At 48.2% G+C, this 1,359-nt stretch carries 1 protein-coding gene; it reads right to left on the reverse strand.

The genetic code is table 11. From position 1 onward, the window contains the following. Positions 1 to 65: 65 nt before the first annotated feature. Positions 66 to 1,286, reverse strand: coding sequence for an IS256 family transposase (locus ACAN55_RS24140; protein ID WP_379139144.1), 1,221 nt, complete (start codon positions 1,284 to 1,286; stop codon positions 66 to 68). Positions 1,287 to 1,359: the final 73 nt, after the last annotated feature.

Raw genomic sequence — 1,359 nt, forward strand, 5'->3', positions numbered from 1 at the left:
GGGTCTGTCAATAATTTTGTGTAAACTCTTTAGCAAGGAATTCCCCCGAGGGGGAATTCGCGATACTAGCGTAAGTACTGGCCGATCCGATCCGGAAAGAAGACGGAGAGCTGGAGTAGCATTTGACCCCAGTTTTGGACACGGCCTGTCCATTTGCGGGTAACGTCCATCGTCGCCAGATAGAGCATTTTGAGCAAGGCTTCGTCAGTCGGGAAGATGCTTTTTCCCTTTGTGACCTTACGGAGCTGCCGGTGGTAACTCTCAATCATATTCGTTGTGTAGATGAGTTTTCGAATCTCCGGCGGATACTTAAAGAAGGTTGCAAGCTCCTCCCAATTATTTCGCCAGGAGCGTACAATAAGCGGGTATTTTCCGCCCCAGACTTCCTCAAAGCGATCCAATTCGAGCAGCGCGCTTTCCTCAGTAGTCGCCTTGTATATGGGCTTCAGATCCGCGGTGACCTTTTTCAGATCTTTGTAGGAAACATAGCGAGTGGAGCTGCGAATTTGGTGAATAATACACTTCTGGATTTCCGTCTTGGGGTAGCAGGCGGCAATCGCTTGAGAGAAGCCGTTCAGGTTGTCTACACAGATAATAAGGATGTCCTGAACACCGCGATTTTTCAGGTCATTCAGCACGCTGAGCCAGAACTTGGCGGACTCATTCTCGCCGATCCACATGCCTAGTACATCCTTGTTTCCGTCCAGATCAATGCCAATGACCATGTACGCTGCTTTGTTAATAATAGCCCCGTCCTGCTTCACTTTAAAGTGGATGGCGTCCATGTAAATGACCGCGTAAACGCCTTGCAGGGGGCGATTCTGCCACTCTTTAATGAGAGGAACGATCTTGTTGGTAACGTTGGAAATAAGCGTTGGTGAGACTTCGATCCCGTATAGATTCTGCAGGTGATCCTGAATCTCGCGAGTGCTGACGCCTTTGGCGTATAGGGCGATAATCTGGTCTTCGATGCCGGTAACATTGGACTGATGTTTCCGAACGACGACCGGTTCAAACTCGCCGAGCCGGTCTCGGGGAACCGTAATTTCCTGTTCACCATACTCACTGACAATGTTCTTCTTGCTTTTGCCGTTACGACTGTTTGGCGTCATTTTCGCCTTAACCTCATGCTTCTCGTAGCCTAGATGCGTATCCAGTTCCGCCTCCAGCATTTCCTGAATCGTTTCTGCAAACAACTCTTTCAATGCATTTTGGGCATCCTGTGCGGATACTAGATTGTTCTCTTTGATGAATTCTCGCAGTTGTTGTTTTGTCCAAAGTCCCATGTGTTCTCCCCAACCTTTCTGTTACTTCCATTTTACTGGGTTTAGGAGTTTACACAAACTATTTTACAGACTC

The organism is Paenibacillus oryziterrae (genome assembly GCF_042610485.1).
GTDB lineage: Bacteria > Bacillota > Bacilli > Paenibacillales > Paenibacillaceae > Paenibacillus_AQ.

Coding starts and splice junctions, on each gene's coding strand:
- ACAN55_RS24140 (WP_379139144.1), bottom strand. CDS start 1,286: ATGGGACTTTGGACAAAACAACAACTGCGAGAATTCATCAAAGAGAAC.